The 24,335-nt window shown below is 60.0% G+C and carries 21 protein-coding genes and 3 pseudogenes; 8 read left to right on the forward strand and 16 right to left on the reverse strand.

Annotation, left to right across the window (positions count from 1 at the left end; translation table 11 throughout):
* The 5 genes from NKH98_RS23230 to NKH98_RS23250 all read right to left on the reverse strand — a co-directional run.
* On the reverse strand, positions 1-650 hold a 650-nt coding region (locus NKH98_RS23230; protein ID WP_352902022.1), incomplete at its 3' end, for a sugar phosphate isomerase/epimerase family protein.
* Positions 651-655: 5 nt separating this feature from the next.
* A complete protein-coding gene (locus NKH98_RS23235; RefSeq protein ID WP_352648235.1) occupies positions 656-1,651 on the reverse strand; it encodes an ABC transporter permease in 996 nt (331 codons plus the stop codon).
* A complete protein-coding gene (locus NKH98_RS23240) occupies positions 1,648-2,649 on the reverse strand; it encodes an ABC transporter permease (RefSeq protein ID WP_352778407.1) in 1,002 nt (333 codons plus the stop codon). Before NKH98_RS23240 ends, NKH98_RS23235 begins: the two co-directional genes overlap by 4 nt.
* On the reverse strand, positions 2,642-4,156 hold the full coding sequence (locus tag NKH98_RS23245; RefSeq protein ID WP_352902026.1) for a sugar ABC transporter ATP-binding protein: 1,515 nt from the start codon (positions 4,154-4,156) through the stop codon (positions 2,642-2,644). Before NKH98_RS23245 ends, NKH98_RS23240 begins: the two co-directional genes overlap by 8 nt.
* 87 nt (positions 4,157-4,243) lie before the next feature.
* Positions 4,244-5,233, reverse strand: a complete 990-nt coding sequence (locus tag NKH98_RS23250; RefSeq protein ID WP_352479380.1) for an autoinducer 2 ABC transporter substrate-binding protein — start codon at positions 5,231-5,233, stop codon at positions 4,244-4,246.
* A gap of 160 nt (positions 5,234-5,393) precedes the next feature.
* On the opposite strand from NKH98_RS23250, the gene NKH98_RS23255 reads away from it, so the two are divergent.
* Positions 5,394-6,452, forward strand: a complete 1,059-nt coding sequence (locus NKH98_RS23255; protein ID WP_352479381.1) for a LacI family DNA-binding transcriptional regulator — start codon at positions 5,394-5,396, stop codon at positions 6,450-6,452.
* A gap of 594 nt (positions 6,453-7,046) precedes the next feature.
* On the opposite strand, the gene NKH98_RS23260 is transcribed toward NKH98_RS23255, so the two are convergent.
* From NKH98_RS23260 to NKH98_RS23280, 5 genes are all read right to left on the reverse strand, one after another.
* The gene (locus NKH98_RS23260) at positions 7,047-8,048 is read right to left on the reverse strand and encodes a GlxA family transcriptional regulator (protein ID WP_352902030.1); all 1,002 of its coding nucleotides are present in this window, start codon (positions 8,046-8,048) and stop codon (positions 7,047-7,049) included.
* Positions 8,049-8,512: 464 nt separating this feature from the next.
* Positions 8,513-8,626: a DUF2905 family protein gene (locus NKH98_RS23265; RefSeq protein ID WP_352648223.1), complete on the reverse strand. Its 114-nt coding sequence runs from the start codon at positions 8,624-8,626 to the stop codon at positions 8,513-8,515.
* Positions 8,627-8,789: 163 nt separating this feature from the next.
* Positions 8,790-9,023: a DUF982 domain-containing protein gene (locus NKH98_RS23270; RefSeq protein WP_352902032.1), complete on the reverse strand. Its 234-nt coding sequence runs from the start codon at positions 9,021-9,023 to the stop codon at positions 8,790-8,792.
* Between the two features lie 534 nt (positions 9,024-9,557).
* Entirely contained in the window at positions 9,558-9,761 is a 204-nt protein-coding gene (locus tag NKH98_RS23275) for a hypothetical protein (RefSeq protein ID WP_352902035.1), read from the reverse strand.
* Positions 9,758-10,093 carry a hypothetical protein gene (locus NKH98_RS23280; RefSeq protein WP_352902037.1) on the reverse strand — a complete coding sequence of 112 codons (336 nt, stop codon included), beginning with the start codon at positions 10,091-10,093 and terminating at the stop codon, positions 9,758-9,760. Before NKH98_RS23280 ends, NKH98_RS23275 begins: the two co-directional genes overlap by 4 nt.
* Before the next feature lie 361 nt (positions 10,094-10,454).
* Here NKH98_RS23280 and NKH98_RS23285 point away from each other — a divergent pair, with 361 nt between their 5' ends.
* Positions 10,455-10,970: a Ros/MucR family transcriptional regulator gene (locus NKH98_RS23285; protein ID WP_352902039.1), complete on the forward strand. Its 516-nt coding sequence runs from the start codon at positions 10,455-10,457 to the stop codon at positions 10,968-10,970.
* 281 nt (positions 10,971-11,251) lie between these two features.
* Here the strand turns inward: NKH98_RS23285 and NKH98_RS23290 are convergent, their stop codons facing one another.
* Positions 11,252-11,593, reverse strand: coding sequence for a TfoX/Sxy family protein (locus tag NKH98_RS23290; RefSeq protein WP_352902041.1), 342 nt, complete (start codon positions 11,591-11,593; stop codon positions 11,252-11,254).
* 840 nt (positions 11,594-12,433) lie between these two features.
* On the opposite strand from NKH98_RS23290, the pseudogene NKH98_RS23295 reads away from it, so the two are divergent.
* The 3 pseudogenes from NKH98_RS23295 to NKH98_RS23305 all read left to right on the forward strand — a co-directional run.
* A pseudogene (locus NKH98_RS23295) lies at positions 12,434-12,514 on the forward strand (cytochrome P460 family protein); the annotation flags it as partial.
* Positions 12,515-12,630: 116 nt separating this feature from the next.
* Positions 12,631-13,408: pseudogene (locus NKH98_RS23300) on the forward strand (alpha/beta fold hydrolase).
* Positions 13,405-14,370 (forward strand): annotated as a pseudogene (locus tag NKH98_RS23305) (quinone oxidoreductase family protein). Before NKH98_RS23300 ends, NKH98_RS23305 begins: the two co-directional pseudogenes overlap by 4 nt.
* Positions 14,371-14,786: 416 nt before the next feature.
* Here the strand turns inward: NKH98_RS23305 and NKH98_RS23310 are convergent.
* Together NKH98_RS23310 and NKH98_RS23315 are read right to left on the reverse strand one after the other, a co-directional pair.
* On the reverse strand, positions 14,787-18,212 hold the full coding sequence (locus NKH98_RS23310; RefSeq protein WP_352902043.1) for an acyl-[ACP]--phospholipid O-acyltransferase: 3,426 nt from the start codon (positions 18,210-18,212) through the stop codon (positions 14,787-14,789).
* 870 nt (positions 18,213-19,082) lie between these two features.
* Positions 19,083-19,325: a hypothetical protein gene (locus NKH98_RS23315; RefSeq protein ID WP_352902046.1), complete on the reverse strand. Its 243-nt coding sequence runs from the start codon at positions 19,323-19,325 to the stop codon at positions 19,083-19,085.
* A gap of 227 nt (positions 19,326-19,552) precedes the next feature.
* Here NKH98_RS23315 and NKH98_RS23320 point away from each other — a divergent pair, with 227 nt between their 5' ends.
* Positions 19,553-19,771 carry a DUF3072 domain-containing protein gene (locus NKH98_RS23320; protein WP_352902048.1) on the forward strand — a complete coding sequence of 73 codons (219 nt, stop codon included), beginning with the start codon at positions 19,553-19,555 and terminating at the stop codon, positions 19,769-19,771.
* 215 nt (positions 19,772-19,986) lie between these two features.
* Here the strand turns inward: NKH98_RS23320 and NKH98_RS23325 are convergent, their stop codons facing one another.
* The 3 genes from NKH98_RS23325 to NKH98_RS23335 all read right to left on the reverse strand — a co-directional run bounded on the left by NKH98_RS23325 (position 19,987) and on the right by NKH98_RS23335 (position 20,922).
* A complete protein-coding gene (locus NKH98_RS23325; protein ID WP_302895698.1) occupies positions 19,987-20,112 on the reverse strand; it encodes a hypothetical protein in 126 nt (41 codons plus the stop codon).
* Between the two features lie 397 nt (positions 20,113-20,509).
* Positions 20,510-20,710: a DUF2905 domain-containing protein gene (locus NKH98_RS23330; RefSeq protein ID WP_352902051.1), complete on the reverse strand. Its 201-nt coding sequence runs from the start codon at positions 20,708-20,710 to the stop codon at positions 20,510-20,512.
* Positions 20,674-20,922, reverse strand: a complete 249-nt coding sequence (locus NKH98_RS23335) for a low affinity iron permease family protein (RefSeq protein WP_502894305.1) — start codon at positions 20,920-20,922, stop codon at positions 20,674-20,676. Before NKH98_RS23335 ends, NKH98_RS23330 begins: the two co-directional genes overlap by 37 nt.
* Before the next feature lie 647 nt (positions 20,923-21,569).
* Between NKH98_RS23335 and NKH98_RS23340 the strand changes: the two genes are divergently transcribed.
* A complete protein-coding gene (locus NKH98_RS23340; protein WP_352902053.1) occupies positions 21,570-23,180 on the forward strand; it encodes an amylo-alpha-1,6-glucosidase in 1,611 nt (536 codons plus the stop codon).
* Positions 23,105-23,821: an amylo-alpha-1,6-glucosidase gene (locus NKH98_RS23345; protein ID WP_502894308.1), complete on the forward strand. Its 717-nt coding sequence runs from the start codon at positions 23,105-23,107 to the stop codon at positions 23,819-23,821. Before NKH98_RS23340 ends, NKH98_RS23345 begins: the two co-directional genes overlap by 76 nt.
* Positions 23,822-24,335 lie beyond the last annotated feature (514 nt).

Here is a 24,335-nt window from a genome sequence, read left to right on the forward strand (position 1 = left end):
CAGTTGCCGGTGCCCGGGGTGCCGCGATCGCTCTCTGACAAGTGAATATACTTCAGGTGATCGCGAGCGGCCAGAATACCATTGGCGGCCCCTTTCTCCTCGATGTTCATGTGGTAGGTGTCGAGATGAACAAAGATGTTGTCGGCGCCGACTTTCTCGAGCATCCAGACGGCCTGCGCGCCAGTATTTATAAGGTGGTTCTCGTAGCGATTCACCGCCTCGATTCCGAGCTCTATGCCCCGGATCTTGGCGTGCTTGGCGGCGACCGTCAGCACATGCGCGATGTTGTCGTATTCCTTTTCGGTGGGGGGCAGGCCGGTGCGTTCGCCAATACCGCCGAAAATCACGCCGGAAAGCGCCAGCGCGCCCATCTCTGCAGTCTTGTCGATCGCCACTTCGAGATGTTCGATAGCGGCATCCGGCCGCACCGAGGCCCAGGCCCGCTCCGGCAGGCCAAGCGAACAAACAGCTGGAAGATTGTGCTTTTCGAGCAAGGCGCGCGTATGCGCGGCATCGACCGCCGGCGCGTTCAGTAGCGCGATCTCGATAAAGTCCATGCCGTATTTGACAGAAGCGGCGATCGCCTTCTCTGCGCCGGCCCGATCCCAGTTCATCGTCCACATCGAGGTGTGGACCCCAAAACCATGCATCTAACTCACCCTTTGTTTGTGTTCAGGAACTTTAGGCGCCCGGCAAGCCAGCGCAGGATCATCACCGTGATCATCAAAATGCCCCAGACCGCCGTCGCCAGATGCTGGTTGGCGCCCATCAGATTGAGTCCCGAGGACAGTAACTGGAGCACCACGAGCGCGACGAAGACAGGGATCACGCGACCGAAGCCGCCGAAGGGATTGACCCCGCCAAGAAAGCAGGCAAGCACAGTGATCAGCAGGTAGGACTCGCCGTGTCCGACACGCACCGAATTGAAGCGGGCCAGCATGATGATGCCGGCGACCGCACACATCGCACCGGACAATGTGTAGACCAGAACCTGCACCTTGCGCGTATTGATGCCGGAGTAGCGCGTGGCCTCGATGTTGGAGCCGATCATATAGGTGTTGAAGCCCAGCTTCATGCGCGTCAGCAGGAGGTGCCAGATCAGCACACACGCGATGAATATGAGCAACGGAACCGGGATCCCAAGAATCGAACCGTAGCCGATCGGCGCCAGGAAGCTGGGAAAGCCGGACACGTCGCCGCCGTGGGTCAGGAACTCACCAAGACCGCGCAGGAAAATCATCATCGACAGCGAGACCAGGATCGGGTGAGCCTTGGTGTAGGCGATGACGAGCCCCATGATCAGTCCACTAAGTGCTCCGACCGCAAGGGCAAGGATCGAGCCAAGGACAAAGGCACCGATGCCCGCGTCGACGCCGCCCTGGCTTTGAAGGATCCAAGCGAGCGTCAGCCCGGCGATGTTGGCCGTGAAGGTGATGGCCAGGTTCAGGCCGCCGGTCAGGATCGGGAGCAGCATGGCGAGTGTGAGCAGGCCGAGCTCCGGCAGTTGGTAGGCGACGGAGCCAAAAGTAGCCCGGGAAAGGAAGTTCGGTGCGGCAATGCCGAACACGATCATGACTACCGCAAACGCGGCAAGCGGACCTGCCAGTTCGGGGCCGAGCAAGTTGCGGACGCGTTCAATCACAACCGTCATGAAGGCATCCGCCGGCTTTTCAGGAACGGCAGCAGCCGTTCAATGCTGGTGTTCGAAAGGGTAATGGCGGCCAGGATGATGGTGCCGACGATCATCTTGAACGCGAAAGGCGACACGCCCATCAAATTAAGTCCGTTTTGGGTGATCGAGACCAACAGAACGCCAAGGATGCAGCCGAGCACGCTGCCTTTGCCGCCGCCAAGCCGTGCACCGCCAAGGACCACGGCTGCCAGGACGTCGAGTTCGCGCCCATATAGGGCGTTGGGCACCACTTCCTGCGCGTAATGCGCTTGGACGAGACCGGCGATGCCCGCCATCAGGCCAAGCCAGCCGAACGCGATAAATTGCATGGCCCCAACATTGATGCCGAAGCGGCGCGCGCCTTCCGGATTGTCGCCGAAAGCGTAGAGCTGGCGACCAGTGGTCGTGCGCGTGATCAACGCCCAGGTAGCGAATACGCAGATCGCCATAATGAGCACGGGTAGGGTGATCTCCGCCCACGTGCCATCAGCCATCTCGCGCTCGAACAGGACCACGCGGGCGGTGAGCCAGTCCGGCAGATTGTAGATTGAAACGCCGCCTGTGAAGAACATCAGCAAGCCGAAGAAAATGTTGAAGGTCGAAATCGTGGCGACGATCGAGATGATCCTGAACCTGTGGATCAGGAAAGCATTGATGCAGCCCAACGCGATGCCCAATGCGCCAGCGATGGTGAGGCCGACAATCCAATTCCCGCCCCCGATCCAGCCAAGGACGATTGCCGTCAGATATTGTACGACGGAGGCAGCAACCGCGAACGAGATGTCAATGCCGCCGGCAATCAGCACGACGAGCAGACCGACGGCGAAGATGATGTTGACCGAACTTGTGTTCAGGAGGTCAAAGGCATTGCCGAGGGTGAAGAACCGGTCTGTCGCAAACGACAGGAAGGCGCAGATGACCGCGATCACGGCGAGCAATGCCAGCTCCGTTGCGTGAGAGCGGACAAACCTACGCATAGACCGCCTCTTCGATCGCCTGGAGGGACGTGGCGCCGGGAACGTATTCGCCGACAATGCGCCCCTGAGCTATGTGCAGGACACGGTCCGCGTTGAAATAGACTTCAGGGATCTCGTCCGAGATCAGGATAATCGACAGGCCGCTGTCGGCCAGCTTGGAAACGATATCGAATATGCCGGCACGCGCGCCAACATCAACACCGACCGTCGGTCCGTCGAGGATCAGCAGTTTCGGTTCAGTCGCCAGCCATTTTGCAATGGCGACACGTTGCTGATTTCCCCCCGACAGGGTCGAGACCGCGTCTTCCTGCTTTCCGATCCTAACGCCGAGATCCCTTATCCAACTACTGACTAGGGATCGTTTGCGATCGCTCGAAATGAGACCGCCAGAGAGAATCTTGTCCAGCGAGGCAATGACCATGTTGTCGGCAATTGCCTGGGGTTGAATGAGACCTAGCGACAGCCGGTCTTCCGAAAGATAGGCGACACCGGCGGCGATCGCGTCACGGTTGGAACCGAAGCGGACCGGTTTGCCATCCAGCACAACAGAGCCGGACCTCGGCTTGCGCATGCCGAACAAGGTCAACGCCAACTCGGTGCGCCCTGCCCCGAGTAACCCTGTGACGCCGAGCGTCTCGCCGCGGCGGACCGTCAATGACACATCCTCGAATTCGCCAGGCCGCGACAACCCCTTGACCTCGAGCGTAACCGGGCTCGTGCTCAAATCGCGATGCAGGACGGAATAGTCGAAGGTCTTGCCGGTCATCAGCTCTGTAATGCGCGACTGGGTCAGACCTTTGGTCGGAAAGACGCCAACCAAGGCGCCGTCGCGCAGCACCGTCACACGACTGGAGATTTCGAGAACCTCCGCCAGGCGATGACTGACGAACACAACGGCAACGCCCGACGCCGACAGGTTCCGCACAATGTCCAGCAGATAGTCGGTTTCAGATTGAGTGAGCGACGCCGTCGGCTCGTCCATGAAGACGAGCTTCGCCTGGCCGACGAGGGCGCGCGCGATTGCCACGATCTGCCGCTGTGCGATGGGAAAATGGTGTAGGGCGAGATCGACATCGAGGGTAATACCAAGACGTTGCAAGGCGTTGGTCGCGACACGGCGCATTTCGGCATAGTTCACCAGCCGCGGCCAGCGGCCGATGACAGTCTGGAACGCGATGTTCTCGGCGACAGTCATCTCGGGAAACAGGGCGAGGTCCTGCCAGATGACCTGAATCCCGCCGGCCTGCGCCGCTACCGGCGACATGTGGGAGTAGCTCTGGCCGTCATAGTCGATCACGGCGCCCGCCTCGGGCTTGTAAACGCCGGTGATGACCTTGATCAGCGTGCTCTTGCCGGAGCCGTTCTCGCCGGCCAGGCAATGCACCTCGCCCGGCAGCACCTCAAAGCTGACATTCTTCAGCGCCTTCACGCCGCCGAACGTCATGTTGACGTTGCGGAGCGACAGCAACGGCCGTGATGCGACGCCATCGAGTGCCTGATCAGCCATGGAGTTGAACCCTGGATCCAATCGCGTTAACACATCCTCAGCCGGGCAGGCTCGAGGCCAGCCCGGCTGCCACAGCCTTGGGAGGCTTTACAGACCCATCGCCGCGAGGCCGTCGACAGTGTCCTTGTTGATCGGGACCAGCTGATCGACGATGATGTTATGGTTTTCGAAGTCGGGCTTGACTGTCCCTAGCCCTTCGATCGTATCGCCATCCTTCACTTCTTTGCCCTTCATGAGTTGGTCGGCCAGCGTGACGAAGACCTCACCCGCCTGCTTTGGATTCCACATGAAGCCGCCGGAGATCGCATCGCTCTTGATGAGCTTCTGGCCCTGCCCCGGCGAGAATGGGCCGAGCACGAATATCTGGCCCACCTTGCGGCGCTCTTCGATTGCACGGCCAGCGCCAATCGGGCCTTGGCTGCCGAAGGCAAGGAAGCCTTTCAAGCCGGGATTGGCGGAAATCAGGTCAAGTGCAGTGCTGCGGCTCTTGTCCACATCCTCGGCGACGCCATAACGATCGCCGACCAGCTTCATGTCCGGATGGTTCTTCTTCAGATACGCGATTGCCGCATCGGCCCAGGCATTGTGCAGCGGCACTGTCAGTGAACCAACGAAGACTGCATATTCACCTTTGCCGCCCATCTTGTCCGCCAAGAGCTTCGCATGAGCCTCACCGAAGCCGGTCGCGGACGCGAGTTCGAAATCCCAGTCGGCGCCCTTCTGGCCGGGCGATTCATGCGTGATGACGATGATGCCGGCGTCCTTCGCCTTCTGCAGGACAGGTTCAAGCACCTTCGCGTCATTCGGCACGACACCTATGACCTTGACGCCCTGTGCGATCAGATCCTCGATGGCGCGAACTTGCAGTGCCGGATCCGCACTGGTCGGGCCAACCATGAATGCGTCGACGCCGAGCTTCTGGCCGCGCTCCTTGATGCCCGCCTCCATTGCGTTGAACCAGGGAATGCCGCCGATCTTGACGACGACGCCGACCTTGCCGGCCTGCTGAGCCATGGCAGCGATTGAGCCGCCAAGCACAAGGGTCGCGGCGAGCGCCGCGATCATCAACTTTTTCATCTGAACTCCTCCCATAACGTTCCCATTGGGAACATACCTCCGCCACCGATTTGCGCTTGCACAATCGATGGTGCAAAGACTATCTTGCATCAGGGTGCGCTCGTCAAGGGAGATATTGCTCCAGCGAATATTGCTCTAACGAGACCCTCCGGAGGGCCAGATGGATCAGCAGGTCAAGAAGAAGGCGACGATCTATGATCTGTCCGTGCTATCGGGCAGTTCGCCGTCGACCGTGAGCGCAGTGCTGAATGGCACTTGGCGCAAGCGCCGCATCAAGGAAAGTACGGCGGAAACAATTCTCAGCCTCGCCGAACGCCACCAGTACACCACCAATCTGCAGGCGCGAGGCTTGCGACGGTCGCGATCTGGCCTCGTCGGCCTGATGCTGCCCATCCACGACAATCGCTACTTCTCCTCAATGGCGCAGACATTTGAGGGACATGTGCGCAGCCGCGGTCAATGCCCGGTCGTGGTCAGTGCCAGCCGCGACCCGGAAGAGGAACGCCGGACCGCGGAGACGCTGATTTCCTACTCAATCGACCAGCTCTTCATCGTCGGCGCCACCGATCCCGACGGCGTGCACGAGGTCTGCGAGGCGGCGGGACTGAGGCATGTCAACATCGACCTCCCGGGAGCAAAGGCGCATTCGGTGATCAGCGACAACTATGAGGGTGCGCGGATGCTGACGGAGGCAATCATCCGCCAGTTCGGCAATGATGACCCCCTGCGACCGGACGAGCTGTTTCTGTTTGGTGGCCGCAACGACCACGCAAGCCGCGAGCGCATCGCCGCCTTCCATGCGACCAAAAAGGCGCTGTTGGGCGCCGACCCTGATGACGGAGTACAGTCCTCCGGCTATTCGCCCGACATAACATTGCGTGCCTTCGAGGCATTTTGCCAACGCCATGGCAAGTTGCCCCGCGCATTGTTCATCAATTCGTCGATCAATATGGAGGGTCTGCTGCGTTTCATGGCGGGCCGGCCGGCGGAGATGTTTAGCGAGCTTGTCGTCGGTTGCTACGACTATGACCCCTTCGCCTCTTTCCTGCCTTTCCCCGTAATCATGGTGCGGCAGAATTTTGAGGCGATGATTGCGAAGGCGTTCGAACTGATCAATGAACCTCCCACGGCCCCGCAGATTTTCCTGATTGCGCCGGAGTTGATCCAGCCCAGGTCTGCCCTGAAAGGGCCGCTGGACACGTTGAAGGATATGGCGTGAAGCGCCCCAAGAACCGGTCTTTGCACAGCTCTCTTCATCCAGGCATCAACGCCTGGCACATGTAGCGTCTTTATGGAAGTCAGCGGCGGCAGCGGAACAGTGGCGCGCAGGGAAGTTCGGCGCTCGCAGCAAACCTTTCCTCACAGTATTGCTGCTGGATCAGTTGCTCCGATCGGCTCGCGTCCTTGCTCTGGATACGCAAGCTCGCTGGACTCGTTATCTGTTGAGTAGCCTCAGGAGAAAGTTGAGAATGAAACCTGGCGGGCGCCCTTCGGTTGCGCGCGGCCGGGCGGTGAAGGCCGGCGACGTGCTGCTGTCGAAGCGATGATGCCGAACGCGACGGCACCATAGCCGAGGTGCTGGCCGGCGACTGGCTCGATGCCACGGATCCGCTGATCGCATTCGGGTGAATGGCAACTCGACCAAAGGGCCCACGTCTTATTGCCGCGACTTGCGGACGTCGTGCGGTGTGCAGTGGAGGCGGCAACGAAAACATGCGGGCTGAGATGCGCCCCATCGCAAGACTGAGTGCGGCCACGCCGTCGAAGCCCTTTTGGTCGAACCGGATGCGGATGTGGCAATGCCGGTGACTTTTTAGACAGCAACGGGATGTTTCCTGTTCAGTCGTTCCTGCTGCGGCGTCTGGGCGTAGAGTTCCCGGTAGCATTTGGAAAAATGCGACGCCGAAACGAAGCCGCACGCGATGGCCACTTCGACTATGGGCAAGGCTGACTGGATCAGCAAATGCCGCGCGCGCTCAAGGCGGATATCCAAATAATAGCGGGCCGGGGAGCGACCCATTTCGAGATGGAACAGACGCTCGATCTGCCGTCGCGAGAGCCCGACATGGTCGGCAATATCACCAATCGATATCGGTTCGGACGGATTGGCGTCCATGAGTTCTATGATCGTCAGCACCTTGGAGTTCTGAACGCCAAGCCGTGCTCGCAGAGGAAGTCGCTGGCGATCGCTCGGGCTGCGTACTCGATCGGTCAGCACCTGCTCACATACGTGCCTGACCAGAGTGTCGTCGAAATCATCGCCGATCAGCTTCAACATCATGTCGAGAGCAGCAGTCCCGCCGGCGCATGTATAGATGTTCTGGTCGACCTCAAAAAGGTCGGCAAAAACGTTGGCGTTCGGAAACGCCTCGGCGAAGCCAGGCAGGTTTTCCCAATGGATGGCGCAGCGTTTGCCAGAGAGCAACCCGGCAGCCGCGAGCACATGCGCACCGGTGCAGAGCCCGCCGATCGCAACACCGCGATTATGTTCCTCGCGCAACCAGGCAAAGGCCGACTTGTTTGAATAGCGCTCGATGTTGATGCCGGTGCAGACGATGACCATCGATGCCCTATCTGGGCCAGCCATCTTTCGCCGCTCGTCCTCCAACGACGTGTTCACCGAGCACAACACGTTGTTCGAAGCGGGTACAGGCTGCCCGTCGATACTGGCGAGCCGCCATTTGTAGGCTTCGTAACCGAGCATCCGGTTGGCGATGCGGATAGGCTCCAGCGCCGTCGCAAAGGCGACCATGGTGAAATCCGGCACAAGGAAGAAGACGAGGGAACGCTTGAGGCGATGTTCGGCTATATTCATTGGGCCAACGTTGGTGTTGCGAACAGGATGTCGCGATTGCGTTGTCTACGCCAGACGCGGCAACAACGGTACTTCATTCCACATGGTGATGAGATTCCGTCGCAGCATGCAATTTATCATATTTTCCTTCCCAAGAGCATGAGAACGGTGGGGCGGCCAGGCAGGTTCCTGGGGCCAAAATGACGTTGCGGCTCATGCGCATGGGCTCGCCTGCGGCCCGCGAGCACCTGGCAGCCGGCCACCCGAGTCCCCCTTGTGCAACAGCGCCTGACCGGCCCCCCCGCCAATTCGCGCGGCGGAGGCTGGGAAAGTTCGGCGCACGCCACAAACCCGTCCCCTCATAGTTTTGCTGCCGCCGGCGACGCGGGCTCGGCGTCCTGGCTATTGGTTAAGCAGCCACAGAACAAACGAGACACGACGCTAAGCAGAATCCGGTGCCGATCGGATCGTAGAACGTGAAGTTCTTACGTTCGATCACCATCACCAGGCAATCTGCCCAGACCGACCCTCGACAACCAGGGCGACAAAAGGCCTCGTGCAAGTATGATCAAATCAACGACAATCGGCGTTCGCGACATGGCGACCGAAACGGATCGGGGAATTCTCGATTGTTCTTTCAGCGCAGGAGCGAGCCGCTACCTGAACCTTTGGACGGCCTGCTATGTTCATTTACCCGGGCGATAGCGCTCCCATTTGGGACACGCGACGTTGTGGGAGCTGAGATCAGCGAGCAAATCAAGCCTATCCAGAGGAGCGGAGCATCCCCTCCTCTCTGGCAGCGGCCTCGAAGGCCATGCGGACCTCCTGAGGCGACACCCTGCCCTCAAACCCATCTATGCAGGACTGCAGCGCCAGCTTCCATTTAGGTCCCCTCTTAGGCCATTCATGAGTTCCTCGGCAGCACCCTCGACGTGATTGACGCCGTAGGTGACCCCGGGTCGGTCGGTCTTCACAAATACTGGAGGGTTGAACCAATGAAGTGCCATAAGTCGGAATATAGCGCGGCTACCGCGTTGGCGGGAACTGACGGGAGTTCTCGGAATGTCCATCGAGGGTGTCGGCAGTCTCAGCAGCAATCAATATGCAAGATCTGAAGGTAAGTGTCGCCCTGGCCGTCTGGCTGGTGGTCGGTTTCGTCGTGGTGGCGATAAGGTTGATTGCTCAGCCGGAAGGTCTGCGGCAGCGGATGGTCATTCGCCCTGGGCGATGTTGTTCATGTGGGGGCGCAGGCGCCATGAGGCGGAGGTTGAGGACGAACAAGCGGGCACGCTCTGAGCTTTAACAGGCGCGGCGTAGCATCCCTCCTTCCTAGGCAGCAGCCATTTAGAGGGCAAAAAGTCCGTTCGCGCCCACGCAAAGTAATGGGCACATATCAGCCACAAAAAAATTGGCCCGATCTCGCGTAGCAGTGCAACGCGGGCGAACTGCCCCTCCTGTATCAACAGGAGGATTTCGTATCGAGCGAAATGCTCGCTAGAATTTCCTGGAGATCGGCGGTCATGTTCAGGCTCATCTCGGCAGGGAGCGGGCAACAAGCCGAAGGCGTTCATAAAGAACGGCCTCGTCGAACTCGCCGTCCGAGAAGAGTGCCATTGCGCTCACGCTCAGGCGCTCCGCCTCCATGCTACCAACGGAGATACCTGCCTCGGCGCAGACACGATCAAAGACCTGCTTTAACAAAGCCAGATCACCAGGATACGCAGTGCCACTCATTGAGACAGGCCCATCGCAGCAGATACTTCGAAAATCGCCTCGGTTAGCTCTTCATCGGATGCGGCCAAATAAGGCGCAGCCCGCCTAATTTCCTTCACTGCCGCTTTGATCGAAACGGTGCCGTCATACTCGGCCCTGTTTAGAAGTGCAGCGATTGCTTGTTCCAGAACTGGACTTACCCTTTGGACACTGCTCATCCACCCCCCCAACGATACGCCCCAGCGGAATAATAATCTATTCTGGGTTGGCTTCAATTGGATGTAAGAAACGTACGGTTGGTCATCATTGCTTTGCCCGCAGTTCGGAATATTTCGCGCAAGAATATTGCGCATGCTCGTCTTAATGCGTCCCGCCGCGGTGTGGCTTAGAAGGGCTCTCGTGATCTGCCCAGGGATTTGCACGTCGAGGTGCCGGCCGAAGGTGGACGTCTCCTCACTGACCATTCAGCATGCCGGTCGCGCTGATGATCCGTCGGTCGCGGGCCAGCGCCCCAGCCATGCTGGGCGTGCCAGCTTGTCAGCCGCTCGCTATCGAGATCGAGCGCGTCCCAGGCTGAGTCGATGGAAGCGAAGCTTGCCGGCTTGATATTTGCAACGAATGAGGTTTGTTGGCGGAATAACGAATTGTTTGCGTGATTTGGCAATAAACAGCCCATCCGTTTCAACGCGCGACATTAGACAAGAGGAAAACTCGATGACCGTTTCTCCAGACCAAAGCGACCAGGCTGATCTCGTATCAATTACCGCCGACATCGTTTGCGCCTACGTGTCGAACAATCCCCTGCCGGTCGGCGAGTTGTCGAAGCTGATCGGGGATACCTATGTTGCTTTGCAAGGGATCGGCACACCTGTGGCTCCAGCCGCAGTCAAGCTGGAGCCCGCGGTGTCCATCAAGAAATCAGTGACACCGGATTTCATCATCTGCCTGGAAGACGGGAAGAAATTCAAATCCCTGAAGCGTCATATCGGGACGCATTACAATCTGAGCCCTGACCAATACCGCCAAAAATGGAACCTTCCCTCAGATTATCCGATGGTGGCGCCAAACTACGCGGCCACCCGCTCGGCCCTGGCAAAATCAATAGGGCTGGGGCGCAAGACGGCAGCACCGGCAACAACTGCGGCGGAAAAACCAAAACGAGCTGCTCGCCCCGCGACGGCTGTTAAGTCCCCAGTAAAGAAGGCGCGCAAGGCACTCGTCAAAGCGTAGCGTGCTGCACGAAAAAGGAGGTCCTTGCGGTGTCGTACCTTAAAATGGCGAAGCCTACTGTTCCAGCATCGTTGAGCTTGATGGCCTGGACTTCAATGTCCGCCGCCCTGCTTCAGGGAGGCGTCGACCGGGATCAGAAAGTTTTCGCCGCCGAGCTGGAAACGGTGGCCGGAGAGTAGACGCCCGAGTAGACCCAAGTCGCCGCGCCGCACATGCAATGTCCAATCGCTCCCTTCCGGGCCATGTGTTCCGGCGCGTGCGGAAGGTGGCGGGCCAGCGGCCTAAGCCCGCTTCGTCGCGATCTTGGCAGATTTGATCTTCGGCGGCAAAGTTTCGACGAATGCCAGCGCAAGGTGGAGCCAGCCACGGAGATCCGCCTCCGTGGCCGTGCCCTCCGGCGCAACATGGACATAACCTTCCATCGAACGTCCGCCCATTTCCATCGGCCGCGCGTGCGGGCGGGCGGCAGCCGCCGCGTGCCCTTCCTTGCCGACGCGCACCAGGAGCCCGCGCTTCGAGGTGCCGATCAGCATGTTGCCGTTGAGCATAAAGCAGGTGCCGCCGAACATCTTTTGTTCGGTGACTTGGCGCGGGCCAAGGGCGGCGCGCAGACGCTCGACCATGGGGTCGGGTGCGATGCTGGTGACTGACTTTGCCATGCTCACCGCCCTCTGCGATTTGCGGGAGACAGGCAAGCACGGAAGCGGGTGGAGATTCAAGTGGAGTGGCGCGGCGTCCCCTTCCCCCAGCGGGGCGAAGTTGTTTTGCCGGACGGAAAAAGGGGGCGCTATCCCCTCTCCCCTGCAAGGAGAAAATCGGTCTCCGCGTCCTTCCTTCGCGCCGGCCTGGCCCGCGCTTCGTGCAGGATCGCCGCAGATCCGCTAGCATATCATGCGTCGCCCTTTCGGCTTCGCCTCGAGCGGGTGACCCCCTCCGATTTGTCTCCTTGCCCTCCGGGTCGCTACGTCCCGCCAATCAATCGACGGCAATTGAGAGCGACAACCGGCCGAGCTTTACAGAAAAAGGGAAGTCGGCGGCCCATCTTTTCAATGAGCATTGCCTGAACCCGCCGACCTGCGGATTGCCAGTGGCCCCGCGATTCGCAGCTTTGCCGGAACGGAAGCGTGCCGTCTAGGCGTGTATCCGTGATACCTGCGCCCTGCAGATACCCGTTGCATACCCCATTTTTTGGCCAAGTGGATTACTTCATGCCTGCGTTAAGCACCGCTGAGACGTGCGGATGCCTATGTATCGGCGCTCGCGGGCGCCGCTGGGCCCCCGAACACGATCACCCGCTAGCCGGCTCGCACCCGCTTGCTCGACGGCGGCCGCTTCGACCTCGACACCGCCCGTGGAGTGTTCGCCCGGTTGCCTCCCGGCCGCAAGAATCAGCTCTTCGCCCGATTGCGCGCTGCTGCCCTGTTTGGGCAATGCAAGCTCAGTCCTGTGGTTCCGTGGCTGTCGCGCAGCACGAGACATGCTTCGCCTGCCACGAGACGCGTGTCCAGGGACACGACTACGTCTTTACCCGCTACGCGCCGTAACTCGGTTCCCGCGCAGAGAAACGCAGGGCGAACACGAGGGCGAGTTTGCGGCATCCCCGGCCCTCACCTGCGCTCGACGCGGTGAAGACCGCACCCCACAACGAAAGGATGTTCCAATGAAAAACTTGCTCGCAGGCCTCGCAATTATCGCGGCCACGTTCGGTAACGCACAAGCGCAGCCCGACAAACCCACCATCGTTCTGGTTCACGGCGCCTTCGCTGACTCTTCGAGTTGGAACGGTGTCGTTGAGATTCTTGAAAAGGACGGCTTTTCCGTCGTAGCGGCAGCCAATCCGCTGCGAGGCGTCAGAAGCGACGGAGACTATGTCGCCGGCGTGCTTTCCTCGATAGAAAGCCTGGTCGTTCTCGTCGGCCATTCCTATGGCGGGTCGGTGATCAGCGACGCTGCCGATGGTCATGCCAATGTGAAGGCGCTGGTCTATGTCGCCGCATTTGCGCCGGAGGCGGGTGAAACCGCTGCGCAACTTGCAGGCAAGTTTCCAGGCAGCACGTTGGGTCCGACACTCGCTCCTCCTGTCGCGCTGTCGGGCGGTGGAAAGGATCTCTACATTCAGCAGGACATGTTCCACGATCAGTTTGCCGCCGACGCTCCCGAAGCGCAAGCCAGACTGATGGCCGCAACGCAGCGGCCGATCGCGGAAAGCCGCCCTCAACGAAGCCCAGGCCAAGGCTGCTTGGAAGAGCATTCCAAGCTGGTTCATCTACGGCGACGCGGACAAGAACATCCCGCCGCGAGCATCTGCCTACATGGCTGAACGGGCTCACGCCCGCGAAACGATCGCGATTAAGGGTGCTTCGCATGTGGTGATAGTGTCGAATCCTGGGCCCGTAGCGCGGCTGATCGAGAATGCCGCCAGGGAGATATCGCGATGAAAGCCGTCGTCATGAACCGCACCGGGGGACCGGATGCGCTCGAAATCGTCGAGCGCCCCGAAACTGCTCCCGCGAGCGGACAAGTTCTGGTCGAGGTCGCCGCGGCGGGCGTGAACTTCATGGACATCGGCGTCCGCCAGGGCATGGCCTAGACGGAAACGCCCAATCCCAAGGTTCTGGGCGTAGAGGGTGCCGGGCGGGTGCTCGCCGTGGGCGATGGAGTCGAGCATTTCCGGCCCGGACAACGGGTTGCCTGGGTGTACGCGCCTGGAAGCTACACAGATCGGGCGATGGTACCGGCGGACGCGCTCGTGCCGATTCCGGACGGGATCGATGATCGTACGGCCGCTTCCGTGATGATGAAGGGGCTCATTGCCAGCCACTTCGCCACCGAATTCTATCCCGTCCAGCCCGGCGACGTCGCGCTGGTCCATGCGGCGGCGGGAGGCGTCGGATTGCTGCTCACCCAGATTATCAAGCTGAGAGGCGGGCACGTGATCGGCCGCGTCTCGTCCGCTGACAAGATCGCCGTGGCAAGAGAGGCCGGAGCAGACCATGTGATCGTAGACACCGAGGGGCGATTCGCCGAGGAAGTCGTTCGCCTGTCCGGTGAAGGCGTCCACGTCGTCTACGACGGTTCCGGCCCGAAGACCTTTCAGGCTTCGCTCGACTCCCTGCGCCGCTCCGGCACCTTCTGCTGGTACGGCCCGGTGCTGGGCGGTCCCGGACCGCTCAACATCGTGACCCTGCCGAAAAGCATCAAGATCGGCTACGCAAGGTTCTTCGATCATATCCACACGTCGGCACTGCTTCGCGCCCGCACCGGACAACTATTCGACTGGATCGCCAGCGGCGACCTGAAGATCCGGATCGGCGGCGTCTACCCGCTCGCCGTAGCAGCATGCGCACATGCCGATATGGAAAGCCGTGGCACGACGGGAAAGCTTCTGCTCGTCCCCTGAGCCATCCGGCCTTTCTCACAATACGGTTCTCGGGAGGCGTCAATAAGCAAAGTTTCCGAGATCACTCCGCCCATTGCCGCTCCTCGATTGCCTTCTCCGTCAAGCTGCCTCCGCTGCCCTGGCGCGAGAGCGGAGCAGAGATCGTCGAAATCGCTGATCATTCTGGCACTGGGTCTGGCTTTTGAGATCGGTCTCCAGGTCCGCGATAAAGTACTGATCGATCCAGAACTGCTCCTGCGGAGTTTGGCGATCCGTGATAGTCATATATGTTAATTCCAAAAGGTCCGACAGACCGGCGGCCGCGCAACCTGTGATTTCGGCGACCTGGTGAAGTACCGGCGTTACTTGCCGGGGCGGCAATCGCATGGGACTGCGCGGGAGAGCGGGCCGGCTTGGTTCGTCGGCCATTGACGGGCTCAAGCGGCGTTAATCTTCATCTCTGCGCCGCGGACCATTTTTGTTACGGCGGCGAAGTCGAGCTTCCCCGAGCCCAGGACCGGCACTTTCGCAACGACGCGCACTTCGGCGGGCACCATCAGGTCCATGCCGCCATTAGCCTTGGCGAACATTAGGAAATCGGTGCGTGTGGCGTTAGCGGCCTCGGTGATGAGGATCAGCTTTTCACCCTTGCGTGCATCCGGCATGGTGGCGACCGCCGAAAGCGAGCCTTTCCACAATTCGCCCGCAAGCGCCTCGACTGCGGCCAGCGAGATCATTTCGCCGCCGATCTTTGCGAAGCGCTTGGCGCGGCCAAGAATGGTGATGAAGCCGACGTCGTCGATGCCGACGACGTCGCCCGTATCATGCCAGCCGTCTTCGAGCGGCTCGATCACGCCCGGGTTCTCGGCGCGCAGATAGCCTGCCATGACGTTAGGCCCGCGCACGAAAAGCCGTCCGCCATCCTCGACGCCGGGGACCGGATCCAGGCGATATTCCATACCCGGCATGATTTTGCCGACGCTGCCGGAGCGGTTGTACATCGGGGTGTTGATGGAGATCACCGGCGCGGTCTCGGTCACGCCGTAGCCTTCGAGGATGCGCAGGCCAAACTTTTCCATATACGTCGCGCGCGTCGAAGCCTTGACCGGTTCCGCGCCGGCAAAGCAGTAGCGCACTGAGCGGAAGTCGTAAGGGTGCGCGGTGCGGGCATAGCCGGCAAGGAACGTATCGGTGCCGAAGATGATCGTTGCGTTTGAGGCGTAAACAAGCTCCGGCACGATCCGGTAGTGCAACGGCGAGGGATAGAAATAGATCGGCACGCCCGAGATGAGCGGCAGCACCGTGCCCGCCGTCATGCCGAAAGAATGGAAGATCGGCAGCACATTGAAGACCTTGTCGCCCGAATGGAAGTCGATCCGCGAAGCAGCTTGCGCGGCATTGGCCAGGATGTTGCGGTGGGTGAGCACCACGCCCTTGGGCGTGCCTTCGGACCCCGAGGTGAAGAGGATCACCGCTGGGTGTTCGGGCTTGCGGGCCACCCGGGGTGTATTCTTGCGCAAAAGGCCGAGCAGCTTGTCCTTGAGGCCAATTGTGGTCCGCAGATCATCGAGCCAGACGATGTCGACCGAGCGGCCGAGCTCCTCGACCACGGCGCCGAGTTTTGCTTGTTCCACAAAGGTGCGGGAGGTCAGCACGGTGCGCACCTCGGCGGCCTTGCAAGCGGAGAGGATGTTGGCCGCACCGGCAGTGAAGTTCATCATCGCCGGAACCTTGCCCGCCGACATGACGCCGAGCAGCGTCGCACAGGCGCCGTTGGCGTTGGGCAGCATAATGCCGAGCGTCTGCTGGCCGGCATAGAGGTGCTTGAATTTCTCGCCAAGCACGGCGGCGGCTGTCAGCAGCTTGCCGTAACTCAGCGAACCGGTGACCGGGTGCTGCACGGCGAGCTGCTTCATGCCGCGTTCGTTCGCCGTCTGAATGATCTTCTCCAGCACGGTCTTGTCAATGTCCTGGGTGCGGAAGACGAGATCCGACATGACCTGGTAAAGGGCAGCGCCCGCCGCGGCGCGCCGCTTGCGGCCCTTCAGATCCAGCGGTACTTCAAGCTTGACCGGCTCCAGAATGGTCACCTTGACCTTCGGGAACAGCTGGCGATGCACATGCAGCGAGGTCAGCCGCGAAAAATAGCTCTTCTCCAGCCCCTCGATGCGTACCGGCACGACCATCGAGCCGGTCTTGTCGGCCACCATGGCGGCACCGTCATAGACCTTCATGAGGCCGCCCGTCACTGTGATGCGGCCTTCCGGGAAGATGACGAGTGGATCGCCGCCTTGCACGATCTTGATAAGCGTGCGGGTCGACATCGGCTTGGCCGGATTGAGCGGCAGGGCGCGGGCAAGTTTCATAAACGGCTTCATCCACCAGGCTTGGGCGATGGTGTAGTCGATGGCAAACACCGGCTCCTCATCCGTCAGCGTCAGAGCCAGCGGACCGTCGAGGAAGCTGACATGATTGAGCGCCAGGATTGGTGCCGGGCCCGCCGCCTTGAGGTTCTCCAGCCCCTCCACCTCCAGACGATGGAAGGCTCGGAACAGGATGGAAACGAAGTCGCGGAAGGCATTTGTCGGCAGGTATCTCAGCATCAGCCAGGCGGCGACTACGTTGAGTGCGGCGAGGCCGAACAGGATCCCTCCAGTGGAGACGCCGGCTGCCTGAATCGCGGCGACGACTATGCCACCTAACGTCATGAAGCCTGCATTGACGATGCTCACGGCGGCGACGACGCGAGCGCGGCGCGTTTGGGGCGCCCAGGCTTGCACTGCGGCGAAGGTCGGCACCACAAGAAAGGCGCTGGCAATAGCCATTCCCGCAAGGTCGATCGCAACATGGACCGTGTTTGGCCGGGCGAAGAATGTTGCGAGCGTTTCGGCCCTGAGCGAGGGCTGCGTGCTCCAGATGGTCCAGGCCAGGTCCAAGCCGAACAGCGCCATCAACGCCGTGCCAACCGGGGCCGGCAAGAGCACGATGCGGCCCTGCGACATCCATGCGGCTATAGCAGAGCCAATGGCGATCGAGACGGCGAACACCGCGAGATAGGCGGTGACAGCGATCTCTCCGCCACCGAGCGAATCCTTCACCAACGTAGGCAGGATCGAAAGGACGATGGCCCCGATCAGCCAGAACCACGACGTCATCAGTCCGGCGCGCCAGATCCGCTTGTCGGCACGCAGGCCGTTCAGCTGTCGCCACGTCGAGCGAAAGATGTTTTTGTCGATGACTAGGCCGGGAGCCGCAAGACCGGTCGACGGGATGTAGCGGCTGACAAGCCAACAGGCGACGGCAAGGATCATCATGATCGGCCCGAACACCGAGACGCCTATGCCATCGGCCGAGACGACGCCTCCGGCGATAGTGCCGCCGAGGATGGCGGCGAAGGTTGCCGATTCGATCCAGGCATTGGCGCGAGGCAATTCCTTGCGCTCGAGATGATCCGGCAGGATGCCGTACTTGATCGGTCCGAACAGTGCCGAGATGACGCCGAACATGAGCAACGCGATCATCAGCACCGGGATCGACGCCAGCGCGATTCCAACGACAGCGACAGCCGCAGCGGCGATCTCGGTGAATTTCAGCCGACGGGCGATTAGGGCCTTGTCGAACCGGTCGGCGATCTCGCCACCAAGGGCGGACAAGAGCAGGAAGGGAGCCATGAATACCGCTCCCGCCAGCGTGACCAGTGATGCCGCCTTGTCGGCCGCCAGGGTGAACAGAATAAGGAACACCAGCGTGTTTTTGAGGAAATTGTCGTTGAAGGCGGACAGGAACTGCGTCCAGAAGAGAGGCGCAAAGCGCCGTGACCTCATCAAATGACTGTTCGTGTCGTCGTTCGAGGCGATTTCCATTGCGGCGGCTTCCTTTGGGCAAGACCGTTGAAGATCGAGGTCGTATCGATCAGCGGTCTTGCACGGTTTGAGCTTTTGTAGTGGCAACCCGGTTACACTTCGTTACTGCGGCTCGCACCCATCAGCCACTTTGGGTTTGGATCTTCCAGCCGGTTCATGAAGCGGCTTGCCTCTCCCGCGTCTCGCATTCTTGGCGATGGTGATCGAGGTATGCACGAGCCTGGTCGCGGCCATCGGACAGAACCCCTTGGCGACAAAGCTTGCTCCATGAAATTGATGCCGCCCTCATTATCGGAGCGGCGATAGGGAAATTGGCATGGTGAATGTCTGCAGGCGCTTGGACCCTTGGGAGGCATAGCTGTTGGATGTCATGGATATTGTCTTTTGGTTTCAGGGTGAGGTTGCGCCGGCGTTGGTTTGTTTCCAGCCCGGATACACTCACGCGGTGTTGCGATGGTCCGGACGAACGCAGCGTCACCGCTGCTGCGCAGCAGCACGCTGCAGGGTTGGTCGCGAGCCAGTTTGAGGCGCAGCTGCCGCAACCACCCGCCACCCTCTCCGAGCGGATCGCAGAACGGCGCCGCCAATCTGAGCACTGCCATATCCGCCTAATTTTCCACTGCCGAATGGACGATGAAACGCGCAAGCGAGTTTCCGGATCGGAAGGCATGCGTTGGGTTGCCCACACGATGCAGAGGCGCTGCTATGTTGGCGCGACACGCTCGACGGCAGGTGCGGACGGCACAAGAATTTTCGAGAGGCCCGTGGTGACTGGAGATTGCGCTGGTCAGTATCAGGGGCGCCGGCAGCACCTGCAAGGGCAACGTCATACCGGAGAATGGAGGTTGCGCTGGGAGGCTGTTGCTTCGGCTACCAACTCAAGGTGATTGTCTGCGAGAGTTCGGCGATGTCGCCATAGATCATCGAACCTGGGACGAGAAAACATTTATCGCCGAGGACTTCGAAGACTGAGCTTGACGCGGTGCAAACCGGCAGGTTCTTCGAATTGGCGTACGTGCCCAGGGTCGGGGTTTCGACCTTACGGTCCTTGGCTTCGGCACAGCCGAAACTGATCGCGAGGATTGCGATGGCAATGAGAGTCCTCTTGCTCATATTTTGCCCCTGGAGCCAGCACTTGTCGGGTAAGTCGCGCGATGCATCAAAGTAGCACCGGCCCACGATCGGCTTCATCCATCGATTGGAGGAAGCGGGCTCATCGATACTTAGCAATATCTTGAGTGAGGCGCCGAGCGGCCTAGCTGTGCGATTGGCCCACGCCGCACGGTGGCGGAACAAATCATGATCATTCTCATTGTGGTGATCATCAAGGGAGATTGAGCATGGTCGACCGGCACAACCCAAAAATCGAGGCGTCGGCAAATGTCGAAAAGGACCCGGAAGATTGGGTCAGCGGAGACGATCCAATGACCCCCGCACAAGCGTCCAATTTGAAAACTCTGGCCGAACAGGCCGACGAGCCTGACGCCTATGCTGACGGCCTTAGCAAGGCGGAAGCTTCTAAACGCATTGATGCGCTGCGGGAGAAGTTAGGCCTGTAGCGTCCTCTCGTGGCTTTTCCTCTCCAGAGAAGGACAGCCGATCGGCTCGGATTGGGACAGTTTTGCTGCAGGACCCGCGCGATTAATTTTTCTGAATTCCGCGCGTTGCTGCTGGACTCGGGATCGAGACGACAAACGGCGGATGGGAGCGGCTTCTAGCCTAGCAGCCCGGCAAGACCTCGCGCCCACCGGTCCAATCCTGCTGTCGAAACAGATCAGGACGTCCCGATGAGGGCGATGGTCACCAGAGACACAAAAAGGACAAGGGCGATTGCAGCGCCCCAGAAGAGAACTTTTTCGGTGCCGCGTTGCTCTTCCTCGCGAGATATGTCTTTCGCCATTGCTTGCGTCCTTTGCGAAGGTCAACGACTTAGCAACGTGCCGCGCCAAGGCTGAGTTCCGGCAACTATCTTGCCCCTGAGAAAAGTTCTCGGAATCAAGCGTCGTATTGTCCAACCGTCGGTTGGTGGACGTATTGCAGCCGATTAATCTAAAATCCCTGTGATCCGCGCGCACAGGGCGTGCCCGACCCAGAGCCCCCGCCCGATGCAATAGCGCTTGATCGGCCCCGCCGCATCAAACTGTGCGGCGGGCTTTTTTACTCATGCGATGGAACACCGGCGCGCAGGGAAAGGTCTGTCCTGGCAGCAAACTCTTTCCCTTATATTTTTTGCTGCCGGATCGGATAGCTTCGATCGGCCCGCGTCGTCCTCCGGCGACGCGGGCTCGCCGTCCTCCCTACCGGTTGAGCAGCCACAGAACAAACGAAAGCACGATGCTGATAAGAATCCCGGTGCCGATCGGAGCACAAAACGTGAAGTTCTCACGTTGGATCACGACGTCACCGGGCAATCTGCCCAGACCGACCCGCGACAACCAGGGCCACAACAGGCCTATGGCAACTACGATCGAACCAACGACAATGAGAGTTCTGGACATGGGGGGATCCGGCCGGGAATATAGTGAGTCCCTTGGCTGGGCTCATTTTCATTGCTGTTTTGCTGTCGTTGCGCCTCAATTTCTTTTGGTTTTTTCTTGTCAATCTTCGCCGTCTCATTGTCGGCATCGACGACTGCGCGAAGCAATTCGTCCATCTTGGCGTGCACAGCCTGAGTATCGCGGTGCTCGGCGAGCTGGATGAACAGCGTCATAGCCCAGATCGCCAGTGTGGCAACACCATGACTGTCAAAGCCATTTTGGCCTGGGCACGGCCTGCACTGCTTCAGATGCTCAGAGGCGTCTATGTATCATCACCAATGCGTCCAACTGCCGTTCTCCTCGTTGACAGTCGCCGAGAATACACCAGTTTGATCTGAAGGCACGTCGCAGGTTGGCGCCCGCAAGCACCTGAAGCCGGCGACTATTTTGATGAAAGACGGTCGAGGACAACTCCGGATGGACGCGTGCCGTCGCAGCGACCAAATTGCAGTGTCGCCGGACCTCGCCAGAACGTGTCCATCTTTCTCCGGCTCGCGCGTTAGAGGATGCCAGATCGCCGGCTCTATCCTGGTGGCGAGCAGCAGACGTGCGCAATGGCCGGGGGCTCACAGTTTCACCCAGCTGCTGGTGATGAATGAGGTGAGGCCCGCCGCGCCTCGTTGTGGGTCGGCTGGAGGATGTGCTCGCCAGAGCAGGCTTGACAGTTCTGCTGGAGGGGGCGGGTTTGTCCGCCTCTGTTCACGGGTATGTGCTCGAAGGTCAGATTGTTCGAGCTCGTCGATGACCGGGTCGTTGTTCGCCTGCCTGCATGATTTCGGGACAATCTGGGGGCAGGCGTTCAAGGCAGACGTGAGTTCTCGTGGCCGAAGATGGCGGCGGCGGCCGACATTGGCTGTTCAATCTGTTCCGATGGATGCAAATCGGTCGGGTGACGGTTGAACCAATGACGCTGGAGATCACAGTCGGACCGCCGCGTCTGGCGATTAACCAGGGACGCAGCTTCCTTGTCACCGAACCGGATGGCCAGATCGCCTGGCCCACTTATAACGGCTTATATGCGTCTGACACACGCCTGATATCCAGCTGGCAGATCTTTGCCAATGGGCAAGCATGGGACCTCCTCAATTCCGGAAACATCGCCTACTTCGCCGCCAAGATCTATCTGGTCAATCAGGGGTTCGCGACGGAAACGAACCATGTGCCAGCAGGCAGCTTGGGGCTGGTAATCGGCCGCGCCTTGGATGGGGGGCTGCATGAGGATTTTGAACTCGTAAACCACGGGCAAATGTCAGTGCGCTTCAATTTGGAAGTTGCCATGCGCAGCGACTTTGCCGATCTTTTCGAAGTCAAGGCCGACGCGATCGTCCGCCGAGGACGTATTACGACGGAATGGCTGTCCAGAGCGGCGAGCCTTCGTACCTCCTACGTGAATCGAGACTTCAAGCGAGACGTCATTGTCAAGGTCCGCCGGATGGCCTCAAAGCCCGTCTATGCCAATGGCCGGATCAGCTTCGATATCAAGCTCGAACCGGGCGCGAAATGGCATGCTTGCCTTCTCTATGACTTTGGCAATGGCGAGACAATCTATCGCGCGCCGCGAGTCTGCATTGACAAATGCCTCGAGTCGAAAACTGCAAAACGCCTCGCCGGATGGCAACGCAGCGCCTTGAAGTTCAACTGTTCCAATGGCGAATTTCACCGCTTCTACCATCAGGCGGTCGAAGACATGGCCGCGCTGCGGCTGCCGATCGAAGGAACGGACGAACTGGAATACGTGCCAGCCGCCGGACTGCCCTGGTTCATAAGCCTGTTCGGTCGCGACAGCCTGATAGTCTCTCTGCAGAATGCCTTGGTCTACCCAGATTTTTCGCGCGGCGCCTTGGACGTTTTGGGGCGATTTCAGGCCACCGAACGCGACGACTACCGCGATGCGGAACCGGGAAAGATAATGCATGAGCTTCGCACCGGCGAACTCGCCCATTTCAATTTGATCCCCCATACGCCCTATTACGGCACGGCCGATGCTACGCCTCTGTATCTTATCGTGCTCCACAACACTTGGCGTTGCACCGGCGACGCGGGCCTGCTCGAACGACACATCGCAACGGCCGAGAAGTGCCTGGATTGGATTGACCAGTATGGGGACCGTGACGGCGACGGTTTCCAGGAATACGAAACCCGCTCGGCTGCGGGGTACGAGAACCAGAGCTGGAAAGACGCCGGTGACGCTTTGGTTTATCCCGATGGCACCCTGGTGAAGGGACCCAAGGCGCTGTGCGAATTGCAAGGCTATGTCTATGATGCTTGGCAGCGCATGGCTGAAATCTTCGATGCCAGAGGCGATGGCGATCGTGCCGGGCAGCTTCGCCTCAAAGCCAAGAGCTTGTTCGATCGATTCAACCAGTCTTCTGGGACGAGGCATCCGGCTTCTATGCATTCGCGTTGGATGGCGACAAGAAGCCGGTGCTGAGCGTCGCTTCCAACCCCGGTCACTGTCTTTGGTCGGGAATTGTCCCACCCGACCGAGCCGCCAGGGTGGTGCATCGGCTGATGAGGCCGGATATGTGGAGCGGTTGGGGAATACGGACACTTTCGGCCGATCACCCGGCCTACAATCCACATTCCTATCAACGCGGCTCCGTCTGGCCGCATGACAACGGGCTGATCGCGCTCGGCTTCCGGCGCTATGGCTTTTTTGCGGAAGCATGTCGCCTTTCTCGCGACGTGAGCAGCGCCGCAATCTACTTCATGCAACATCGCATGCCAGAGCTGTTCGCCGGGTTGCCGCGAACGCCTACGACCTTCCCCGTGCAATATAAGGGAGCGAACGTTCCGCAGGCATGGGCGGCCGGATCCTGTTTTTCGCTTCTGCAGGCGATCATCGGCTTTCAGCCCGACGCTCCAAATGGTAAGCTGTACATCGATCCCAGGCTGCCTGACTGGATAGACGAACTCACCTTGAACGACTTGCGCCTGGGCAAAAATCGCCTCGAACTCCATTTCTGGCGCGTCGGTGCCGAGACCCGATGGCAAGTGAGCGACGGCGATCCTTCACTGGTGGAAGCGCGAAATTGTGCCACCGGCCCGAACTTGCGCTTGGCCTGCGTATGACGTTTGCCGAACCATCTGCCTACTTTCAGGTCCTACGTGTAGAGGGCCGCGCGTCTGCTCAAGACGAGCAACATGAACCCGGGCCAGATCGCTGCCACGCCGTTTTGCGTTGAAGGTTGCGATGGTGATCATTCGGCACCCAAGCCGATCCGCTCGATTTTGCAACTCCGCCGTTCCCGTGACAAAGCTCCCTTCGCCCGGCTTGGAAGTGCTTAGCTGTCATCCTTATAGGACTTGGCGGCTTCATCGATCTTACGCCAATCGTTTCCGTGGCGCCGTACAAGCTCTCGCGCCTGGGCTGGCGACACACTTTGCGTTTCAACGATGTGGTTCACTTCCGTCTCCTCGCCTTTCAGGGGACGCGAACGAGGGCTCGTTGGCCGTCTGGCGGTTGGGTTTTTTGCATCTCGTCTGGGCATGAGTGGACCTCTCCTGGAGCAGAGTAAACGGTCCGGCGCGGCGAAGGTTTCGCCACGCCAGCGCGTTGAGCAGTTTCGCCGATCGCCTCCTGGCT

It is taken from the genome of Mesorhizobium sp. M0833 (assembly GCF_040319905.1).
GTDB lineage: Bacteria > Pseudomonadota > Alphaproteobacteria > Rhizobiales > Rhizobiaceae > Mesorhizobium.

Bases quoted from the DNA above. Each gene is read 5' to 3' on its own strand.
- NKH98_RS23235 (WP_352648235.1), bottom strand. From the start codon at position 1,651: ATGACGGTTGTGATTGAACGCGTCCGCAACTTGCTCGGCCCCGAACTG.
- NKH98_RS23240 (WP_352778407.1), bottom strand. From the start codon at position 2,649: ATGCGTAGGTTTGTCCGCTCTCACGCAACGGAGCTGGCATTGCTCGCC.
- NKH98_RS23245 (WP_352902026.1), bottom strand. From the start codon at position 4,156: ATGGCTGATCAGGCACTCGATGGCGTCGCATCACGGCCGTTGCTGTCG.
- NKH98_RS23250 (WP_352479380.1), bottom strand. From the start codon at position 5,233: ATGAAAAAGTTGATGATCGCGGCGCTCGCCGCGACCCTTGTGCTTGGC.
- NKH98_RS23255 (WP_352479381.1), top strand. From the start codon at position 5,394: ATGGATCAGCAGGTCAAGAAGAAGGCGACGATCTATGATCTGTCCGTG.
- NKH98_RS23260 (WP_352902030.1), bottom strand. From the start codon at position 8,048: ATGAATATAGCCGAACATCGCCTCAAGCGTTCCCTCGTCTTCTTCCTT.
- NKH98_RS23265 (WP_352648223.1), bottom strand. From the start codon at position 8,626: ATGTCGCGAACGCCGATTGTCGTTGATTTGATCATACTTGCACGAGGC.
- NKH98_RS23275 (WP_352902035.1), bottom strand. From the start codon at position 9,761: ATGAGTGGCACTGCGTATCCTGGTGATCTGGCTTTGTTAAAGCAGGTC.
- NKH98_RS23280 (WP_352902037.1), bottom strand. From the start codon at position 10,093: ATGCGCAATATTCTTGCGCGAAATATTCCGAACTGCGGGCAAAGCAAT.
- NKH98_RS23285 (WP_352902039.1), top strand. From the start codon at position 10,455: ATGACCGTTTCTCCAGACCAAAGCGACCAGGCTGATCTCGTATCAATT.
- NKH98_RS23290 (WP_352902041.1), bottom strand. From the start codon at position 11,593: ATGGTCGAGCGTCTGCGCGCCGCCCTTGGCCCGCGCCAAGTCACCGAA.
- NKH98_RS23310 (WP_352902043.1), bottom strand. From the start codon at position 18,212: ATGGAAATCGCCTCGAACGACGACACGAACAGTCATTTGATGAGGTCA.
- NKH98_RS23315 (WP_352902046.1), bottom strand. From the start codon at position 19,325: ATGAGCAAGAGGACTCTCATTGCCATCGCAATCCTCGCGATCAGTTTC.
- NKH98_RS23320 (WP_352902048.1), top strand. From the start codon at position 19,553: ATGGTCGACCGGCACAACCCAAAAATCGAGGCGTCGGCAAATGTCGAA.
- NKH98_RS23325 (WP_302895698.1), bottom strand. From the start codon at position 20,112: ATGGCGAAAGACATATCTCGCGAGGAAGAGCAACGCGGCACCGAAAAA.
- NKH98_RS23330 (WP_352902051.1), bottom strand. From the start codon at position 20,710: ATGTCCAGAACTCTCATTGTCGTTGGTTCGATCGTAGTTGCCATAGGC.
- NKH98_RS23335 (WP_502894305.1), bottom strand. From the start codon at position 20,922: ATGACGCTGTTCATCCAGCTCGCCGAGCACCGCGATACTCAGGCTGTG.